12 protein-coding genes are annotated in these 14888 nt (G+C 59.9%); 5 read left to right on the top strand and 7 right to left on the bottom strand.

Going from position 1 to position 14888, the window contains the following annotated elements:
• Positions 1–4: 4 nt before the first annotated feature.
• Positions 5–910 carry a LysR family transcriptional regulator gene (locus UTO39_RS02865; RefSeq protein ID WP_320726411.1) on the bottom strand — a complete coding sequence of 302 codons (906 nt, stop codon included), beginning with the start codon at positions 908–910 and terminating at the stop codon, positions 5–7.
• A gap of 117 nt (positions 911–1027) precedes the next feature.
• Here UTO39_RS02865 and UTO39_RS02860 point away from each other — a divergent pair, with 117 nt between their 5' ends.
• The gene (locus tag UTO39_RS02860; RefSeq protein ID WP_320726410.1) at positions 1028–2428 is read left to right on the top strand and encodes an MFS transporter; all 1401 of its coding nucleotides are present in this window, start codon (positions 1028–1030) and stop codon (positions 2426–2428) included.
• Between the two features lie 34 nt (positions 2429–2462).
• Here the strand turns inward: UTO39_RS02860 and UTO39_RS02855 are convergent, their stop codons facing one another.
• The 3 genes from UTO39_RS02855 to UTO39_RS02845 are packed head-to-tail and all read right to left on the bottom strand — an operon-like array spanning position 2463 to position 5173.
• Positions 2463–3458 (bottom strand): DUF2891 domain-containing protein, encoded by a 996-nt coding sequence (locus UTO39_RS02855; RefSeq protein WP_320726409.1) that lies wholly within the window; start codon positions 3456–3458, stop codon positions 2463–2465.
• A gap of 9 nt (positions 3459–3467) precedes the next feature.
• Positions 3468–4454, bottom strand: coding sequence for a DUF979 domain-containing protein (locus tag UTO39_RS02850; RefSeq protein ID WP_061098183.1), 987 nt, complete (start codon positions 4452–4454; stop codon positions 3468–3470).
• Positions 4451–5173: a DUF969 domain-containing protein gene (locus UTO39_RS02845; protein WP_025756467.1), complete on the bottom strand. Its 723-nt coding sequence runs from the start codon at positions 5171–5173 to the stop codon at positions 4451–4453. Before UTO39_RS02845 ends, UTO39_RS02850 begins: the two co-directional genes overlap by 4 nt.
• Before the next feature lie 199 nt (positions 5174–5372).
• Between UTO39_RS02845 and UTO39_RS02840 the strand changes: the two genes are divergently transcribed.
• The gene (locus UTO39_RS02840; RefSeq protein WP_253542030.1) at positions 5373–5918 is read left to right on the top strand and encodes a winged helix DNA-binding protein; all 546 of its coding nucleotides are present in this window, start codon (positions 5373–5375) and stop codon (positions 5916–5918) included.
• A gap of 1 nt (position 5919) precedes the next feature.
• Here the strand turns inward: UTO39_RS02840 and glgX are convergent, their stop codons facing one another.
• The 3 genes from glgX to treZ are packed head-to-tail and all read right to left on the bottom strand — an operon-like array spanning position 5920 to position 12263.
• The gene (gene glgX / locus UTO39_RS02835; protein ID WP_320726408.1) at positions 5920–7995 is read right to left on the bottom strand and encodes a glycogen debranching protein GlgX; all 2076 of its coding nucleotides are present in this window, start codon (positions 7993–7995) and stop codon (positions 5920–5922) included.
• A gap of 15 nt (positions 7996–8010) precedes the next feature.
• Positions 8011–10479 (bottom strand): malto-oligosyltrehalose synthase, encoded by a 2469-nt coding sequence (gene treY, locus UTO39_RS02830; protein WP_320726407.1) that lies wholly within the window; start codon positions 10477–10479, stop codon positions 8011–8013.
• On the bottom strand, positions 10476–12263 hold the full coding sequence (gene treZ / locus UTO39_RS02825; protein WP_320726406.1) for a malto-oligosyltrehalose trehalohydrolase: 1788 nt from the start codon (positions 12261–12263) through the stop codon (positions 10476–10478). The genes treY and treZ overlap by 4 nt, the downstream gene beginning before the upstream one ends.
• Positions 12264–12395: 132 nt before the next feature.
• Here treZ and UTO39_RS02820 point away from each other — a divergent pair, with 132 nt between their 5' ends.
• The 3 genes from UTO39_RS02820 to UTO39_RS02810 all read left to right on the top strand — a co-directional run bounded on the left by UTO39_RS02820 (position 12396) and on the right by UTO39_RS02810 (position 14887).
• Complete coding sequence (locus UTO39_RS02820) at positions 12396–12923, top strand: GNAT family N-acetyltransferase (RefSeq protein ID WP_320726405.1); 528 nt, start codon at positions 12396–12398, stop codon at positions 12921–12923.
• Positions 12924–13009: 86 nt separating this feature from the next.
• Positions 13010–13759 (top strand): 5'-nucleotidase, lipoprotein e(P4) family, encoded by a 750-nt coding sequence (locus UTO39_RS02815; RefSeq protein ID WP_407065094.1) that lies wholly within the window; start codon positions 13010–13012, stop codon positions 13757–13759.
• A gap of 141 nt (positions 13760–13900) precedes the next feature.
• The gene (locus tag UTO39_RS02810; RefSeq protein WP_320726403.1) at positions 13901–14887 is read left to right on the top strand and encodes an MBL fold metallo-hydrolase; all 987 of its coding nucleotides are present in this window, start codon (positions 13901–13903) and stop codon (positions 14885–14887) included.
• The last annotated feature ends 1 nt before the right edge of the window (position 14888 follow it).

Below are 14888 nucleotides of genomic sequence, written 5' to 3'. Positions count from 1 at the left end.
GTCGTCAGCGGACAGCGCCGCACACCTCCAGCACCTTTTCCCTGAGCCAGCGATGCGCCGGGTCCCTTTCCATGCGCGGGTGCCACATCTGTGACACCGTAATCCTCCGAGTTTTAAACGGCAGTTCAAAGACGTGCACGCGCTCGGTCATCGGCTGATTGAGCAGATAGAGCGCCGGCACCATGGCAACGAGATCGGAGACCAGCGCCACCGATAGCGCCGTCGGGAACCCTGGCACCACGCTGGCGATTTTGCGCTTCATCCCGCGTTCCGCCAGCGCCTCATCGACAAACCCGTGTAACGAGCCGTCGGGCGAGGCCACCACGTGCCCCCAGGAGACATAGTCCTCAAGGCTGACTGACGACAGCGAGGCCAGCGGATGCCCCTGGCGCACCGCGCCCACAAACCGGTCCTGAAAGAGCCGTTGCAGACGAATTTCAGGCCCCATATTGCTCTGCACGCCGATCTCCAGGTCAACCAGCCCCTCACGCAGATAGCGCGACGTTTTCTCCGGTTTCGGCGAAAAGCGAATGCAGACGTCGGGCGCCACCGCCGCCACGGCGGCAATGAGCAGTGGCCCAAACGCCACTACAAAGCCGTCGTTGGCTCTGATGGTGAACAGGCGCTCCATACGCTCAACATTCAGCGTTTCCGTGGAGGGCTGCAGCACCGCCCTCGCCTCATGCACTGCGCTTCTGGCCCGGTCCCGGGTGGCTTCGGCCCAGGGGGTCAGCACCATCTGCCGACCGGCCCGCACCAGGATAGCATCGCCGGTCACCTCCCGCAGCCTGCTCAGGGTGCGGCTCATGGCGGAGGTGCTCAGGTTTAAGCGTCGCGCCGCGCCCGCCACGCTGGCTTCGGCCAGCAGAACGTCGAGCGCAACCAGAAGGTTAAAGTCAGGATCGGACACGATGGCTCCTCAGATAAGGCGTTACATGCAACGATAAAGTGCAAACGCTGCGTCTTCCGCCCTGTATACCCCATGATTATAGTTTCGTCATCACTATTCTTATCGGGAATAACGACGATGACGCTCTTTTCAAACCAGCCCGGCGATGAAGGTTTACCCGGTCATGAACGCGCAAGGGTGATGGCCGCCGTCATGACCACCACGCTGATGGGCGTCTTTGACGGCACTATGATCAACATCGCGCTGCCCTCCATGACGAGGGCGATGCAGGTCCCCGCGAACGTTGCGGTGTGGTTTGCCAACGGCTATTTGCTCTCTGCGGCAATGACGCTGGCCATCTTCGCGGCGCTGGCGGCGCGCGTGGGCTATCGCCCGGTGTTTCTTGCCGGGCTTGCCACCTTTACGCTCACCTCGCTCGGCTGCGCGCTGGCGACCACGCCAGAAATGCTGATTGGCATGCGTATATTACAAGGCATCGGCGGCGCGGCTACCCTGAGTATCGCCCCGGCGATCCTGCGTTCCGTTTTTCCGGGTCGCCTGCTTGGGCGTATTCTTGGGCTGCACGCCCTGCTTATCGCCTCCAGCACGGCGATTGCCCCTGTGCTGGGGGGAACGATACTGGACGCGCTGAGCTGGCAGTGGCTGTTCGCCATTAACCTTGTGCCGGGCAGCATCGCCCTGGTGCTGGCATGGCGGGCGTTGCCGCGCCAGTCGGACGTTGACCGCTCCCCCTTTGATGCGCCAGGCGCCGCGCTCTCCGCCGTGCTGTTAGGTTCTGCAATCATGCTGGCCGACAGCCTTCAGCACATAACGCAAGGCATCGACCCGGCGGCCACTGGCTGGGGGCTTCTCGCGCTGGTCAGCGCTATCGCGTTCGTCTGGCGGATTCGGCGCGCGCGCAGTCCCATACTGCCGCCCGTAATGTTCAGAAATGGACGCTTCACCCTCGCCGCGCTGACCTCGCTGGCCTCGTTTGTCAGCCAGGGCATCACCTTTGTCGCGCTGCCGTTCCTGTTTCAGAGCGTGTATGGATACAGCCCGGTGGTTTCGGCGCTGCTGTTCACCCCGTGGCCAATTGGCATTGTGCTGATCGCGCCGCACGCGGGGCGCTGGGCGGATACCCTTTCCGCGCCGCTCATCTCGACAATCGGGCTGATGATTTTTGTCGGTGGACTGGTTCTGCTGGCGACGTTGCCGGAAAATCCGTCCGCATGGAATATCTGCCTGCGCAGTCTGGTATGCGGGATTGGGTTTGGCTGCTTCCAGAGCCCTAATAACCGGGAGATGCTCGCTAACGTGGCGCGGGAATATGCCAGCTATGCCTCCGGCGTGTTGTCTATCGTCAGGACGTTCGGCCAGTGTCTCGGTGCCGCCGTCGTGGGCGTGCTGCTTGCAACGACCGAATCAGACCATGACCGGGCCGTGCATCTGGCGCTGTGGATCGCCGTTATCGCCTCGACGGGATCGGTGGTGTTTAGCCTGAGCAGGCTGCGCCCGGCGGTTCGGGCATCTGCGTAAACTGTTGCAGCGCCTCGCGGCGCTGCACGTTTATTTACTCCAGCGCCAGCAGCGCAAAGCTCGCCAGCCAGTGCCCGCCGCTGTAGTGGCTGCCCACCACGTGCTCAACGCTTGCCGTCAGGTGTTTCGCCACGGCATCACCCAGCGCCTGCTGCGCCGGATGATTTGCCGGAAGCGCCCTGGCAATATGCTTCATGCACCAGGCGCGGCTGAGGTTTAACCCGTCGAGATGGGCGATTTTCGGGTCGGTACGGTCGCTCACTTCCGCCGGGTTCATCAGCGCCGCAGTTGAGCCGACATCCGGCAGAAACGCGTCAAACCAGGCAGGGAAATTCTCTGCGACCTTGCTCATCAGCAGCGCTTCGGTCAGCGCGCCGGAAATGTACTCATCGCCACCCGGCTCGTAGTGGGCCGGATAGCGCGTGTCGGCGAGATAAAACCGCTCCGCCGCCGTCACAATCGCCTGCTCAAGCGCGCTATCTTCTACGGCACGGGCGTAGTCCAGCCCCAGCGCCAGGGCAAACGCGGTATTGTAGTGCGTCCCGACGCGGATCGGATAGGTAAGCTTGTTGAGGTAGTCCACCAGCCGGTTGCGGATATCCTGGGTTAGCGGCTCCAGCGTCTGGTACCAGCCTGCGGCCTGCGGCAGCGACGACTGTTTCAGCTCCTGGGCCAGCGCCAGCAGCCAGCCGTAGCCATACGGCCGCTCGAACGAGGCGCGGAACGGCGCGGTGAAATAGGCCAGCTCCTTCGCCACGTTCTGCTCCGTCAGATGCTCGTCGAAAAGCGCAACGATGTCATTCCGACACGGTAGCTCAGGATAGAGGCGCACGCAGCGCAGCAGCAGCCAGTAGCCGTGCACCGCCGAGTGCCAGTCGAAACAGCCGTAGAAAATCGGGTGCAGCTCGCGAGGCGGCAGAACGTCACCATCATCATTCAGCAGGTGCATGATGTGGTTCGGGTATTCCTGGCGCAAGTAGGTTAAAGGCATGCGGGCAAACGCGTCAGCCTGATGTTGCGTCAATTCCATAACAGCTCCTTAGCGAAACACGAGGAAGTACATGAGGAACACGTTCACCACCAGCAGGGCTAACGCGGTCGGGATCTGGATCTTGATAACCTGATATTTATCCTTCAGCTCCAGCAGCGCCGCGGGAACGATGTTAAAGTTCGCGGCCATCGGCGTCATCAGCGTGCCGCAGTAGCCCGCGTACATGCCGATTGCCAGCAGCGGCGCCGGGTTGCCGTGATGCACGTTGATCAGAAACGGCAAGGCGATCCCCGCGCTCAGCACCGGGAAGGCCGCAAAGGCGTTACCCATGATCATGGTAAACAGCGCCATCCCCACGCAGTAAATCACCACCAGCATGAAGCGGCTGTCCGGGTTCACAAACAGGCTCACCACCTTCTGCACCGAATCACCGGTATTGGCCGCCACGAACACGCCGCCGAGCATGGCCAGCATCTGCGGCAGGATCACCGCCCAGCCGATGGTATCGACAAGACGACGGGACTGGCGAATGGCGTGCAGCGGCGTGCCTTTGGTCAGCCACCAGCCGGTGAGGATCGCCGCGACGCAGGCCACGCACAGCGCCGCCAGGGTGAGCTGTTTCTGGTCGAGAAGATAAACGCCGCCAATCGACACGCCCTTCAGGAACAGGGTGCCGATAACCGTCACCACCGGGATCATCAGCGCAGGCAGGAACAGCCAGTTTTTAAGCCGGTTCGATGAGGCAACGCGCTCCTCGTCGGAGGCCATTTTATAGTGCCCTTTCCCCACCAGACCAAAACCCGCCAGCAGCGCGATAGCGATGACGCACCCGCCGATGATTCGGTACGCCAGGGATTTACCCAGCTCCTGCACCATCAGGTCACCGAACAGGAAGATCCCGCCGAATAAGAACCAGAACAGCGCGGTGGTAAAACGCTTCGGATTGGCGCGGTCGCGCAGGGTCATAACCACCAGCAGCATCACGACAAAGCCGATCAGGTAGTACACGCGGTTAATGGTGATAAGCGTCATCATTGCGCGGCCTCCTGCGTACCCTGCTCTGCACGCCAGGCCATAACGTCGCGGCGGATGCTGGCATCCAGGCGCAGCAGGCGCGTCATATGAATAATCAATGCCGCAATGGCGGTGGGAATGGCCCACAGGCCGATATGCAGCGGCTCGATCCCTTCGATCCCGTTTTCCTTCAGAAACGCGTCAATCAGCAGCACCGCACCGAAGGCGATAAAGATGTCTTCCCCAAAGAAGACCGCGATATTGTCACACGCCGCGGCATGGGCCTTGATTTTGTCGCGGATGTGCTGCGGCAGCTCGCCGTACTCGTTCAGCGCCGCCCCTTCGGCCATCGGGGCCAGCAGCGGGCGCACCGTCTGGGCATGGCCGCCCAGAGACATCAGCCCCAGCGCGGCGGTGCCCTCACGCGCCACGAAGTAGAGCATCAGGATACGCGCCGAAGTGGCGCTGGCGATCTTCGCCACCCAGGCCTGGGCGCGCTCTTTAAGGCCGTAATATTCCAGCAGACCAATCACCGGCAGGATCAGGATGAAGGTCGCCAGCGATCGGCTATTGACGAACTTCTCGCCAAAGGTCTCCAGCAGCATCCCGAAATCCATCCCGACCAGCAGGCCCGTCGCCAGCCCCGCCACCACGACGACCAGCAGCGGGTTGAAGCGCAGTGCAAAACCAATGACCACGATCGGTATCCCGATCAGCGGCAACAGCGTAGTACCGTCCATAACGTTTACCCTATCGAAAGTGAGCGTTGCGCGCCGACGGCTATTTTTTTAATTTGCGGCGAGCGATGTTGTGTTTTTCGTCAGGCTTCACAAAACCTGCGCTAAAAAGCTATATCTGAACCTCAAAAACATGTAAACAAATTATCAATAAAATGTTCTTATTTTATCGACGAGTTTACATTTCTGGCTAAGGAACGTTATGACCTCGAAAAAGAGTGCTTCACCCGACTGCAACGATATCAACGATGGCCGGATCGTCTCCTCCCGCCACCTGGTGTCGGAGCGTTGCGCGGAACTGTCAGAGCTGGAGTACGCGCTGATCATGACCGGCAACGCGTTTAACAAGTGGATGGTGCGCTGCATGACCGCCGCCGGCGAACCGGATATGGGCGCCTTTGACGTCTCGCTGCTGCATCACGTGAACCACCGCGACCGCAAGAAAAAGCTGGCCGACATCTGTTTCGTGCTTAACGTGGAAGATACCCACGTGGTGACCTATGCCCTGAAAAAGCTGGTCAAAGCGGGCTACGTAACGAGCGAGAAAGCGGGGAAAGAGCTCTTTTTCTCCACCACGGAGGAAGGGAAAGCGCTGTGCATGAAGTACCGGGACGTGCGGGAAGCGTGTCTTATCGCCATTCACGCGGAGAGCGGCATTTCCGGGAAATCGATCGGCGAAACCGCGCAGCTGTTACGCGCGATCTCCTCCCTGTATGACACCGCCGCCCGGGCGGCGGCATCACTCTGAACTACGGACGTCTGAACAGGGTAATACTGCGTCCGGTCAGCTCGTACTCTACGGTTTCGGTGAACGCTGTCCCGGCGGCAGCGTCATCCGCCGTAGACAGCTCCAGCACCCATCCCCCTTCGCCAAACTGCGGGATCTGGAACGGCACGGTGCCTTCAAACGGGTTGAACAGCATCAGCACGTCGTGCCAGATGCCGTCCTCCTGCCTGAGATCCGGCCTGCTGATGGAGACCCCGAGCGTCGAGCCTTCATCCCACTGCTCGGCCTGCTGCGGGCCGCCGCCGGCATTAAACCAGCGGATCTCCAGCCCGTCGCGCCAGCTTTCACGGCGCAGTAATGGCTGCTGCGCGCGAAGGGCAATGAGCCGGCGGGTAAACTCGCGCAGCGTAGCATCGTTTTCGGACAGCCCCTTCCAGTCGATCCATGAGATTTCGCTGTCCTGACAGTAGCCGTTGTTGTTGCCCTTCTGCGTGCGGCCAAACTCGTCCCCCGCCAGCAGCATCGGCGTACCGTGGGAAAACAGCAGCGTGGTCAGGAAATTACGCTTCTGCCGCTCCCGGGTGGCGATAATGTCCGGGTTCTCCGTCGCCCCTTCTTCGCCATAGTTGTACGACCGGTTATCGTTATGCCCGTCGTTATTGTCCTCGCCGTTGTCGGCGTTGTGCTTCTCGTTGTACGACACCAGGTCATTCAGCGTAAAGCCGTCGTGGGCGGTGATAAAGTTGACGCTGGCCCACGGGCGACGCCCGCGCAGGTCGTACAGATCCCCGGAGCCGAGAAGACGCGCGGCAAAGTCGGTGGAGACGTTATCCCCCTTCCAGTATTCGCGCACGGTGTCGCGGTATTTATCGTTCCACTCGCCCCAGCCCGGCGGGAAGCCGCCGACCTGATAGCCGCCGGGGCCAATATCCCAGGGCTCGCCGATCAGCTTGAGTTTAGAGAGAACCGGATCCTGGGTAACGGCGTCGAAAAAGCCCCCGCGCGGATCAAACCCCTCGGGCTCGCGGCCCAGTATCGTCCCCAGGTCGAAACGAAAGCCGTCAATGTGCATGGATTCGGCCCAGTAGCGCAGGGAATCCATCACCATCTGCAGCACGCGCGGGTGCGAGGTATTCACCGTGTTCCCCGTCCCGGTGTCGTTGATGTAATACCGGTGCTGGTCCGGCAGCGTGCGGTAGTAGCTGTAGTTATCAATGCCCTTGAACGAGAGCGTTGGTCCCAGCTCGTTACCTTCCGCCGTATGGTTGTAGACCACGTCCAGAATCACCTCGATGCCAGCGTCATGATACGCGCGCACCATATCGCGAAAGCCCTGGATCCCCGCCGGGCCGTAGTAGCGCGACGCCGGGGCAAAAAAGCCGAGCGTGTTATAGCCCCAGAAGTTTTTCAGTCCACGGTCGAGAAGATGCTGGTCGTCCGGAAACCAGTGAACGGGCAGCAGCTCCACCGAGGTGATGCCAAGACTCTTGATGTAGTCGACCGAGGCTTTATGTCCCATCCCCTCGAACGTCCCGCGCAGCTCGGGCGGGATGGCCGGGTTCATCTGGGTAAAGCCCTTCACGTGGCTCTCATAGACGACGGTATGCGGCCAGGGCACGTTTGGCCGGTTGTTGTCCTGCCAGTCGAAAGCGTTCGGGTCGATAACCTTGCATTTCGGCGTAAACGGCGCGCTGTCCCGCGTATCAAAGCTCAAATCTAACTCGTCATGCCCCAGCTCATAGCCGAAATGGGCGTCGTTCCAGTCGATATCGCCCACCAGTTCACGGGCATACGGATCGATAAGCAGCTTATGCGGGTTGAAGCGATGACCGTTTTCCGGATCGTAAGGGCCGTAGACGCGATAGCCGTACAGCGCGCCGGGTTTCAGGTCAGGCACATAGCCGTGCCAGACCTCATGGGTATACTCCGGCAGCTCCAGCCGGGCGATTTCGGTTTTCCCGGACGGGTCAAACAGACAGAGCTCCACCCGCTCAGCGTGCGCGGAGAACAGCGCGAAGTTGACCCCCTTTCCGTCATAATTCGCCCCCAGCTGTTGGCCATGACCGGCCCGAATTTCAAACGTTGTATCCTTTGCCATTTTCGTTCTCCACGATTATTCGCAGGTAAGCAGAACCAGTACACATCCCTTTTCTGACGTTAAATCCAGCGTCTCTTGCAGAATGCGGCTTTCACCGCTGAACAGATCCCGATAGCGCTTCCCGGCCAGTTCGTCGGGTATCGCTACCGTGGTATTGACCCACAGCTGATGATTATCGGTGACGCCAAAAACCAGACGCGGCACGGCAACGATCAGCGCCTCCTCGCCCTTAACCCGCGCATAGACAATCAGGTTTTCCTCGCGATCGCCGGAAACCTTAAGCGGCAGCCAGTCGCCGTAGCGGAAAAGCGCGTCGTAATGCGGTCGAAGCCGTAACAGCGTGGCGGTGACAAACTGCTTAACCCTGCCGTCTCGCCAGCACGCCGGGTGTTCAAACACCGTGGCATCCGCCGCGCTGAGGTTTTGCACCAGCGCGTTGAAGTCCGGCTCCCGTCGGTTATCCGGGTCGACGAGGCTAAAGTTGAGCGCCTCGCTGCCCTGATAGATGTCCGGCACGCCGGGCGCCGTCAGCTTGATCAGCGTCTGGCTGAGGCTGTTCATCAGCCCAGCGCGGATAAAGGGCTGCATCGCCTCGCTAAAATCGTGCAGAAACAGGCTGTTGTCCGGGGACAGCAGGTGCCGCGCGTAGCTCAGCACCACGCTCTCATAGCTCTCGTTGCTGTCGATCCAGTCGGTGCGCTGCTTCGCCTCGCGAAGCGCCTTCTCAAGGAAGCCGATGAAACGCGTCTCCAGCGATGCAAGCCCTTCGGCATCGTCCGGCGACAGCGTGGCGGGCCAGACGCCCGCCAGCGCCTGATAGATCATCCAGGTATCGGCGGCGTTCGGCGCGGTGCCGTCGTTGAGAAAACGCACCTGGGTCTGGTTCATCTGCCGCCAGCGGGCGAGATTTTCTCCCCAGCGTTCCGGCGCCTCCGTCAGGGTGTAGAGCCGCGCCCGGGCGTCTTCTCCGCGCTTGGTATCGTGCGTGGAGGTGCCCAGCAGCGCGTCGGGCTGACGGGCGAGACGAATGCGCATCTCCTGGTGAAAGCGGGATAATGAGAACGCGCGCGGCGTCGGGTCAGCGCCCACTTCATTGAGCGCAAGCTCAAGGTTCAGGCGGAAAAACAGCGTATCTTCCACCGACTTCGCCATCAGCGGCCCGGTCAGCTGCTGGAAGCGGGTCCTGAAAAGCGCGGCGCAGTCGCGGCAATCTTCCGGCAGGTCGCCGGCAAGTATGCGCACAATCAGGCTCAGGGCCGCTTCGGACGTATTTACCCCGGCGACCACGCGGCTGAGCAGCGCCACGTCCGGCGGGGTTAACCCCTCGCGAGTGCCGTAGGTGCGGTACACCGGAAACGCAATAAGCAGCTCGCGAAGCGCGTGGCGGATCTCCTCGCGCGGCAGCGCAACGTCATTGCGTTGGGCCAGATCGTCCGCAAGGTTTAGCAGCGTGGTGAACTCGCCCTCAAAATTACGATCGGTCATCAGGCCCTTGGCATCGCGCAGTTCCGCGTGGCGGTCGACCGTGACGCCCAGCGTCTCGTCGTGGATTGTCTCCAGGCGCGAGAGGTTATCGTCGTCGACCAGCACCTCCGCCAGCGAGGCAATAAACTCGTACCCGGTGGTGCCGGAAACCGGCCAGTCGGTGGGGAGCTGCTCTCCCTTCGCGAGAATTTTCTCGACCGTAATGTAACAGTCGGGTCCGGCTGCCTGCCGCAGCTTCTGCAAATAACCCAGCGGATCGGCCAGGCCGTCAATATGGTCAATGCGCAGGCCGTCCACCACGCCCGCGTGAACCAGCTCAAGAATGAGCCGGTGCGTATCGTCAAAGACCGTCTCGTCTTCAACCCGAACGCCCACCAGACCGGTGATCTCAAAAAAGCGCCGCCACGAGAGCTGCTTCGGCGCTTCCCGCCAGGACATCAGCCGCCAGCTTTGCGCCTCATGCAGTTCGGCGATGCTTTTATCCCCGCTGTACGTGCCCGGGTTGAGCGGGTACGCCGTGTCGTAATAGACCAGAGAGGCCTTATTCGTGACGGCGTCACGTTTTAACGTAATGGCCCCCTTCTCCAGCTCCGCCTCAAAGGTGTCGCCTAGAAACGGAAGCGTTAGCGGGCGCGACGCGTCGATATCAAAATAGCGGAAATAGCGGCTCTGCTGGCCGTATTCAATCACGTCCCGCCACCAGGCGTTTTCCAGCGAGGTGGACATATGGTTCGGGACAATATCCAGAATCAGCCCCATGCCGGCCTGCCTGAGCGCCGCGGCCATGCGGTCAAACCCTTCCCGACCGCCAATCGCGGGGTCAATTTCATTCGGGTTGGTCACGTCATAGCCGTGGGTGGAACCCGCTGTGGCGGTAAACACGGGCGAGGCGTAGAGGTGGCTGATGCCGAGGTCTTTCAGATACGGCACCAGCCCGACGACGCGGTCAAACGTCATGCCGTTGCGGAACTGAATACGGTACGTGGCGGAAGGGATCATAACGATGCGTCTCCATCAGCAAAGCGAACGACAATACTGTTCGGCGGCAAAACGTCCTTTACCTCCGGCCAGGCGAAGCGCGTCTCCCCTGCGAGCATGGGCAGGTCGACAGGCTTAGGGCCGATATTGAGCGCCAGAGAGAGCGTCCCGGAGGGGAAGCGCCAGCTCACCGTCACCATGCCGGGCGCGGTCTCAATCGCCTTGCCCTCAACGGCGCCGCCCTGATGCAGAAGCGGAACGATATGGCGATGGCGTAGCGTCAGCAGGTGACGGGTGAAGCGCAGCCACGTTTTCCCTTCGTCGGTAGCAATCTTATGCCAGTCGAGCTTTGAGCGGACGAAGGTGTTCACGTCGTTCGGGTCCGGAACGGCTTCATCGTGCCCGGCGTGGCCGGTAAACTCTTTCGCGCGCCCTTCCCGCACCGCTTTTGCCAGGTCGCCGTGAAAGTCGGTGAAGAACAGGAACGGATGCGTTTCACCGAACTCCTCGCCCATAAACAGCAGCGGAATATGGGGAGAAAGCAGCAGCGCGGCAAGCAGCACTCGCGTTTTATCGGCCCCCGCGAGGGTAATAAGCCGCTCCCCCTGGGCGCGATTCCCGGTCTGATCGTGGTTCTGAATGAAATCGACGAAGAACTGCGGCGGCTGGGTGCGGCACTCCACCCCGCGCGATTCCCCGGTTTGCAGCGAAATCTCGCCCTGGTAGACAAACCCTTCCGCCAGCGCGCGGGCGAACTTTTTCTCCGGCTCACACGCAAAATCCTGGTAGTAGGCGTGCGTTTCGCCGGTGGCAAACACGTGGGCAGCGTTGTGGAAGTCATCATTCCACTCGGCGGTGAACAGCGGCGCGTTGCCCTGTTCATCGCGCGGATGCAGGAAAATCACGTTGCGGCTGTCTTCCGTAGTCAGGTGAACGTGACGGTGGGGGATCGCCTCGCGGATCTTCGCGGCAATCTCCTCCAGAACGTGCGTCCCGGAGCTGTCTTTAATCTGGTCGATGGCATCGAAGCGCAGGCCGTCCAGACGGTACTCCGTCAGCCAGTAGAGCGGCGCATCGGTAATGTACTGCCTCACCGGCTCGCGCTCGTAGGCGATGCCGTTGCCCCACGGCGTCATCCGCTCCGCATCAAAAAACGCGGGCGACAGCAGAGGGAGATAGTTGCCCTCCGGGCCGAAGTGGTTGAGCACGATATCCAGCACCACGGAAAGCCCCAGCCCGTGCGCGGCGTCGATAAACGCGTGGAAATCCTCCGGCGTGCCGTAGGCAGCGTGCGGGGCATACAGCAGCACGCCGTCGTAGCCCCAGCCGCGGGTTCCGCCAAACTGGGAAACGGGCATGACTTCAAGCTGGGTGATGCCGAGTTCCGCCAGATAGGGCAGCTTGTCGATGGCCGCCCGGAAGGTGCCCTCCGGGGTAAAGGTGCCGATGTGCAGCTCGTAGATAACCGTCTCTTCCCACGGCCGTCCTGCCCAGTCCCGGTTGACCGGCTGATAGCGTCGGGGATCGATAACGACAGAGGGGCCGTTCACGTCGCCCTTTTGCGCGCGCGACGCCGGGTCGGGTACCGCCGTGCCGTCCTGCAGGACAAACTGATACTCTGCACCGTGCGTGACGCCAGAAACGTCTGCCTGGAACCAGCCGTGCCCCACCGCCGTCATCGGCACGTCGGCGGCGGCCAGACGTAGCGTAAGTTCTTTCTGTCCTTCTGCCCAGACGCGAAAACGTACCACGTCATCGGAAATAAACTCAGCACCCCACTGCTTTTGAAATGTCCTGAATTCCATTCATTGTCCTCGAATGACCCACATTTTACGCGGAACGAAGTACAAGCTTAGTCCAGGATTAAAAGTCCGTTAGCTCAGCGGATTTAACCGCTTCGTCTATTCTTTATGAAATAACTCACTACCGGGAATACTATGCAGATTCGAAAAGGATTAAATACCGATCTCCCACGCCTTGAATGCTGTGACTTTTCGTTCACCATTAGCCGCATCGCCAGAGAGCCTTTTATTCACGGTGATTTGCATATTGAAACCGTTGCCGAGCCGTGGATAAAAACCTACGAGCTCGATATCCAAACCCTTGAAAACCACTGCGTTAATCCGGACGCCATCTTTCTTGTCGCTGAAACGGATGACGGTGAAATAGCGGGATTTATTACCGCGTCAATCGGCTGGAATAAGTTTATTTCGGTGGATTACATCGCCGTGGAGCGCACGAAACGCCGAACCGGCGCCGCACAAAAATTGATGGCCGCCGCGCACGTCTGGGCCCGGAGCGTAAACGCGCCGGGATTACGGCTTGAAACACAAAATGTGAACGTCTCAGCCTGTCTGTTTTACCGTCACTACGGGTTTACCCTGGGCGGGTACGATCGTTATCTCTACAACGCCTTACCGGAAAAAGACGAGGTCGCCCTGTTCTGGTATTACATGCTGGCGTAGCGACGCAGCCTTCATATTTCTGTCATTGAACTTCATTACGCTTTCGGGATTTTAACCACGGTGTTGAGGAAAGAAGTGTGAATTCAATGGCTAAGGCATTACTGCTGGCATTACCCGTTTTGAGTGCAACGGCAGCGGCGACGGCCGCAGAGCGCGAGCTGTGTGAGCCTAAAGCGTACGAAATGGCGCTGCGCTATCAGCAGAAATCGGCAGAGATTATGGCCCTTCAGCTGCAGACGTATCGGTTTGCCACCGGGCGTTTCAACGAGAAGTTAAAGGATCTGAAAAATCCTGAAAATTACGCCGTGGTGATGGACCTGGATGAAACGGTGCTGGATAACACCCCTCTGCTGGTGCGCGACATGGCGCAGTGTCACGACTATACCAAATGGGATACCTGGAGCGACTGGGAAAAACAGGGAAAGCCCGGCTTAATTCCGGGTGCGAAAGCGTTTCTTGACCACGTTAATCAAAGCAAGGTCCGTATCTATTACGTCTCGGACCGCATGCAGGAAAATAAAGCCGACACGCTCGGGACGTTAAAAGCCCTGGGACTTCCGCAGGTGTCCGATGAAAGCGTGCTTCTGGACACGGTCAGCAAGGAAGAGCGTCGCCAGAGCATCCTCAAAAAGCAGCAGATCGTGATGCTGTTTGGCGACAGCCTGGCGGATTTCGCCGTGCAGTTTAAAAACAAAAAGCCGAGCGAGCAGCAGCGCGAGCTGGTTGAAGCCAGCGCGGAACGCTTCGGTAATGACTGGATTGTGCTGCCTAATGCCGCTTATGGCTCCTGGTCGAAAGCCACGCCGGACGCCTGGAACGCGCCGCTGAAAAAATAACGCCTTAAGGGCCGGGAGAGGCTTCACCGCCACCCGGCTTTTGCGCTGTGCTATTTATCTCGTTTATAGGTCCTATCATTTCTGAGCAGGTTCTTATAATTTTACGGAGCAGTAAGATGAGCACTTTCAAAGGAGACTCGTATGCTTACCGTGAAAAAACTTGCTCTTTCCACGCTGATTTCCAGTTCATTGCTTTTCTATCCCGCGCTGCATGCCTCGGCGGAGACGCCGCAGCACGTCGTGAAACAACCCGCTGGCGGTTACAGCGTGCAGGTCGGCGACGTTCTGGTCACGTCGTTTACGGACGGGACCGTTGCGCAGGATCTGCATAAGCTGCTGCGCCGGACCACCGGGGAAAAGACCGACGCGCTGCTCGCGAAAAACTTCCAGACCAACCCGGCGGAAGTGTCCATCAATGCCTTTCTGATTGCGATGCCCGGACACAAAATCCTGGTGGATACCGGCGCCGGCCAGCTCTTTGGCCCCGGCAACGGCGGACGTCTGATTGAGAGCCTTGCCACCCAGGGAGTCAAACCCGAGGACATTACTGAAGTCCTGCTGACCCACGCCCATTCCGACCACGCGGGCGGCCTGGTGAAGGACGGCAAGGTGGTGTTCAGCAACGCGCGCGTTTACGTCGGCAAACCGGACGTCGACTTTTTCTTTAACGAAGATAATCAGAAAAAAACCGGCTATGACCAGAACTACTTTGACGTCGCGCAGAAAACCTTAAAGCCCTATCTTGACGCCGGCAAAGTGGTGCCGTTTAGCGGGACCTCTGAAATTCTTCCCGGGCTTACCGGCACGGTTCACCCCGGACATACGCCGGGCTCGGCCTTCTACACGCTTGAAAGTAAAGGCGAGAAGATCACCTTCATCGGTGACGTTATCCACGTTGCGGCAGTCCAGTTCCCGCAGCCCGAGGTCACTATCGCCTACGATCAGGATCAGGACAGCGCGGCCCGCGTGCGCGAGCAGGCGTTCGCAGACTTTGTGAAAAACAGAGACCTGGTTGCCGCGCCCCATCTGCCTTTCCCGGGCATCGGATACGTGACGAAAGGTGAGAAAGGCGGCTATGCCTGGGTCCCCGTCACCTATACCAACCGGGACGCCAGCAGCGCGAAATAAA

The sequence above is a fragment of the Enterobacter sp. 118C5 genome (genome assembly GCF_034107645.1).
GTDB classification, from domain to species: Bacteria; Pseudomonadota; Gammaproteobacteria; order Enterobacterales; family Enterobacteriaceae; genus Enterobacter; species Enterobacter nematophilus.
The sequence above is the reverse complement of the archived record's forward strand: the minus strand, read 5'-3'. Positions and strand labels throughout refer to the sequence as shown.

What these genes read in the sequence shown, in the direction of transcription:
- UTO39_RS02820 (WP_320726405.1), top strand. Translation starts at nt 12,396, where the DNA reads ATGCAGATTCGAAAAGGATTAAATACCGATCTCCCACGCCTTGAATGC.
- UTO39_RS02850 (WP_061098183.1), bottom strand. Translation starts at nt 4,454, where the DNA reads ATGATGACGCTTATCACCATTAACCGCGTGTACTACCTGATCGGCTTT.
- treY (WP_320726407.1), bottom strand. Translation starts at nt 10,479, where the DNA reads ATGATCCCTTCCGCCACGTACCGTATTCAGTTCCGCAACGGCATGACG.
- treZ (WP_320726406.1), bottom strand. Translation starts at nt 12,263, where the DNA reads ATGGAATTCAGGACATTTCAAAAGCAGTGGGGTGCTGAGTTTATTTCC.
- glgX (WP_320726408.1), bottom strand. Translation starts at nt 7,995, where the DNA reads ATGGCAAAGGATACAACGTTTGAAATTCGGGCCGGTCATGGCCAACAG.
- UTO39_RS02855 (WP_320726409.1), bottom strand. Translation starts at nt 3,458, where the DNA reads ATGGAATTGACGCAACATCAGGCTGACGCGTTTGCCCGCATGCCTTTA.
- UTO39_RS02840 (WP_253542030.1), top strand. Translation starts at nt 5,373, where the DNA reads ATGACCTCGAAAAAGAGTGCTTCACCCGACTGCAACGATATCAACGAT.
- UTO39_RS02815 (WP_407065094.1), top strand. Translation starts at nt 13,010, where the DNA reads ATGGCTAAGGCATTACTGCTGGCATTACCCGTTTTGAGTGCAACGGCA.
- UTO39_RS02845 (WP_025756467.1), bottom strand. Translation starts at nt 5,173, where the DNA reads ATGGACGGTACTACGCTGTTGCCGCTGATCGGGATACCGATCGTGGTC.
- UTO39_RS02810 (WP_320726403.1), top strand. Translation starts at nt 13,901, where the DNA reads ATGCTTACCGTGAAAAAACTTGCTCTTTCCACGCTGATTTCCAGTTCA.
- UTO39_RS02860 (WP_320726410.1), top strand. Translation starts at nt 1,028, where the DNA reads ATGACGCTCTTTTCAAACCAGCCCGGCGATGAAGGTTTACCCGGTCAT.